Source organism: Streptomyces sp. NPDC002742 (assembly GCF_042888885.1).
In the GTDB taxonomy this organism is placed as follows: Bacteria; Actinomycetota; Actinomycetes; order Streptomycetales; family Streptomycetaceae; genus Streptomyces.
Genome location: NZ_JBIAQF010000049.1, coordinates 28,761 through 32,255, shown reverse-complemented (window position 1 = coordinate 32,255; position 3,495 = coordinate 28,761). Strand labels below are relative to the sequence as shown.

Genomic DNA, 3,495 nt, shown 5'->3' with positions numbered 1-3,495 from the left:
CCGCAGCCAATCGGCACCAGGTATGCGAACCCGTGAAGTGGTACGTAAAGCAACCCACGTGGTGCCGAACCAACTCACAACCAGCTCACTAGTTCGGAAACTCCGGGACTCGCCGCTGCACGTCGTAGGGGGCCTCTCGATGCCAGACTCGTCCCCACTCCCGGGCAAGAAGTGCGCCGCCCACGAGAAACAGGACCGATCCGGGCCAAATGATGTGGGGCACCTCTACGAGCGTGGAGATCGGGGCGGCCACCCAACCGCAAGACGCCAAGGCAAGCACAACAATGCGCCCTGCTCGCCCAGGGAACCTGGCCACATCCGCCATGCCGTCGTCCTCCATCCCTTGATCTTCGCAGGGAATCCCGGCCTTCAGGCCGGGCGGGAATGCGATCCTCGGCCCGCAGGCGCGAAGCGCCGGAGTTCGCTGCGTCTGGGGGGTGGAGGTCAGGCCGGCCGTTTCTGGCTCTCGATGTACTCCTTGACGATGCTCAGTGGCGCGCCGCCGCATGAGGCGGCGAAATACGACGGGGACCAGAACACCGAGCCTGTGCCGGTCCGGTTGATCCGGCCGGTGTACTCCGCTCGCAGGTAGCGGGAGCTGACGCCTTTGAGGCTGTTGACGAGCTTGGACAGGGCAATTTTCGGCGGGTAGTGCACGAGCAGGTGAACGTGATCGCCTTCACCGTTGAACTCGCGCAGCTCGGCCTCGAAGGACCGGCACACCTCCCGCATGATCTCCTCGCAGCGCCTCAGCATGTCGTCGTTGAAGACCTCCCGCCGGTACTTCGTGACAAACACCAAGTGTGCATGAAGGTTGTAAACGACATGATTACCCCGTCTGATGTCGGGATCTGGTTCCCAGCGCGGTGACATGGACCAAGTATAGTAGGATCGAGTGGACTCGACCGGGGGGTGGGCTGGATGATCCGTGCGTACAAGTTCCTCCTGCGGCCCACCGTCCGCCAGTCGCAGGCGCTGGGCGAGATGCTGCGGGACCACTGCTCCCTCTACAACGGGGCCTTGCAGGAGCGCCGTGACGCCTACCGGCACGTGTCGAAGACCAGCGTCAAGTACGGGGTGCAGTCCGCTCAGCTCAAGGAGATCCGGGCGTTCGATCCTGAGCGGCAGGGCCGCTGGTCCTTCAGCTCGCAGCAGGCCACTCTGCGCCGCCTGGACAAGGCGTTCGCCGCGTTCTTCCGCCGGGTCAAGTCCGGCGACACCCCGGGTTACCCGCGCTTTCGTGGGGTGAACTGGTTCGACACGGTGGAGTTCCCGAAGGACGGTGACGGCTGCCGCTGGGACTCCACCCCGCACGACCCGGTCACCCGCGTCCGCCTCCAGGGCGTCGGCCACGTCAAGCTCTTGTGGAACCGGCGCCCGATCAGCGTCTTGATCCGCGACAGCGTCCAGGTCTGGTCCGGCCAGCCGTGCGCTACCGGCCCCTTGGCCAGCTCCTGTTCGAGCACGGCGAACAGTGCCTCACTCAGCTTGGGCAGTGAGACCGGTCCCGCGGACCGCAGCCCCTCCGCGCCGGCGTCGTGCCAGGCCCGGCGCCAGCGCTGCACCGAGCGCACACTCACCCGTAAGTCCTTGGCGACCTCGGCATTGGAGGCGCCGACCGCGAATCGCTCGGCGGCCTCCATCCGGATGCGCTCGCGAAACGCCTGCCGTTCAGGCGTCAACCCACCACCCTGCGGATATCTCACACAACCGGCATACCGCGAAGATCACACATCGTCAGCCCCCGGCGACAACACGCCTCAAAGGTCAGTAGACACTCACCCGCTCAACGGTCCTTCGCCGATACGTGCGTTGTCAGTGCTGCGCCTATGGTCTCAAGCCCGCGGTCGGCTTCCGGGGGTTCCAGCTCTGAAGGGATGGCTTCATCCCCGGCCTGTCTGGGGGCGGCTCGGAGACTCGTCCGGGACCTAACCGACGGCCGGGCATCGGCCATGGCCGCTCGGAGATCCGCCGCATCACGGTCGCCACCGTGAACAGCCTCCCCTTCCCCGGAGCCCGCCAGGCCCTCCAGATCAAGCGCCGCCGCACCGACCGCAAGACCGGCAGGACCACCGTCAAGACCGTCTACGCCGTCACCAGCCTGAGCACCGAGCAGGCCACCCCGGCCGAGCTCGCCCAACTCGTCCGCGACCACTGGAAGATCGAGGCCCTGCACCACGTCCGCGACACCACCTTCGCCGAGGACGCCTCACAAGTGCGCACCGGCAACGCGCCCCGAGCGATGGCCATCTGGCGCAACTTCGCCATCGGAGCCCTCCGAACAGCCGGAGCGAAGGACATCGCGGCCGGCCTCCGCCACAACGCCCGCAACCCCCATCGCCCCCTAACGCTCCTCGGCCTCGGATGATCACGAACCGGGCGTCACGCGATTACGCCGAAGCCCTGGGCGCGCAGGCAGTCGCGAAGCTACTGCCGAATACCGGTGGAGGCTGGGCTGTGCGAGGGGCGCGGTTGATCCTCCTGGTGGAACGCTGGTATGTCCTGTCCATATAACCCACTGACAAGCGCAAAATGATGGGGATTATCATTTGGCGACGAGTTGACTCGCTCTGACGAGTGACTATTGACCCGAATGACACATTGGGTGCCGCAAATTCACTCGAATGCATTGCCGCCTCAATTAAATTTGGCGTATAGAATTCCGGTGGCAGGAATTTCTGTTTCCGGATTCCCTCCTCCCCCCACCGCCCCCCGCGAAGGAGCATCCCCTCGATGACGTCAAATACTCCACGTGCGCCTCGGCGGCGCCTGAAATCGGCCTGGATCGGGGCGCTCATCGCCCCACTGGTCATCACGTCCGTCCTCGCCGTGACTGCGACAGAGGCGAGTGCCATCGCGACACCCGTCCCCCTGGGTACTGCGGAAAGTTTCGCGGTTCTGGCCGGAGCGTCGATCACCAACACCGGGCCCTCGGTCATCACCGGGATGTCGGGGTAAGCCCTGGAACGTCGATCACTGGCTTCCCTCCCGGCCTGGTGAACGGGACTCAGCACTCCGCGGACGCTGTGGCCCTCCAGGCCAAGTCCGACCTGGTCGCGGCGTACAACGACGCGGCCGGCCAGGCCACCGACTTCGCACTTCCCCCGGATGCGGGCGGCCTCACCCTGGTCCCGGGCGTCTACACCTCGCAGTCCACGCTAGGGCTCACCGGCACGCTCACCCTGGACGCCCAGGGCGACCCCAACGCCGTGTGGGTGTTCCAGGTTGGTTCGGGCCTGACGACGGCCTCCGCCAGCCAGGTGCTCCTCGTCAACGGGGCCTCCCCGTGCAACGTGTACTGGCAGATCGGTAGCTCGGCGACCCTGGGCACCAGCTCCACGTTCGTGGGCAGCATCCTGGCGCTGACCTCAATCTCTGCCACCACGGGGACGAGCATCGACGGACGGGCGCTGGCCCGCAACGGCTCGGTCACCTTGGACACCAACAGGATCACGCTGCCCACGTGCGGCACGGGTACGACCGGGGCCACGACGG

The 3,495-nt window shown here is 66.1% G+C and carries 4 protein-coding genes and 1 pseudogene; 3 read left to right on the top strand and 2 right to left on the bottom strand.

What is annotated here, in order from left to right; genetic code table 11:
• Nucleotides 1-444: 444 nt before the first annotated feature.
• Nucleotides 445-873, bottom strand: coding sequence for an IS200/IS605 family transposase (tnpA, locus tag ACFYW8_RS43250; RefSeq protein WP_389093015.1), 429 nt, complete (start codon nt 871-873; stop codon nt 445-447).
• Nucleotides 874-921: 48 nt separating this feature from the next.
• Between tnpA and ACFYW8_RS43245 the strand changes: the two are divergent.
• Nucleotides 922-990: pseudogene (locus ACFYW8_RS43245) on the top strand (hypothetical protein); the annotation flags it as partial.
• 236 nt (nt 991-1,226) lie between these two features.
• Here the strand turns inward: ACFYW8_RS43245 and ACFYW8_RS43240 are convergent.
• Nucleotides 1,227-1,706 carry a helix-turn-helix domain-containing protein gene (locus tag ACFYW8_RS43240; RefSeq protein ID WP_389093011.1) on the bottom strand — a complete coding sequence of 160 codons (480 nt, stop codon included), beginning with the start codon at nt 1,704-1,706 and terminating at the stop codon, nt 1,227-1,229.
• Between the two features lie 179 nt (nt 1,707-1,885).
• Between ACFYW8_RS43240 and ACFYW8_RS43235 the strand changes: the two genes are divergently transcribed.
• The gene (locus ACFYW8_RS43235) at nt 1,886-2,368 is read left to right on the top strand and encodes an ISAs1 family transposase (protein ID WP_389093038.1); all 483 of its coding nucleotides are present in this window, start codon (nt 1,886-1,888) and stop codon (nt 2,366-2,368) included.
• A gap of 628 nt (nt 2,369-2,996) precedes the next feature.
• Nucleotides 2,997-3,495: ice-binding family protein (locus tag ACFYW8_RS43230; RefSeq protein ID WP_389093006.1), on the top strand; the 499-nt coding region annotated here is incomplete at its 3' end.

Excerpts from the sequence above, each read along its gene's own strand:
- tnpA (WP_389093015.1), bottom strand. The coding sequence starts at position 873 with ATGTCACCGCGCTGGGAACCAGATCCCGACATCAGACGGGGTAATCAT.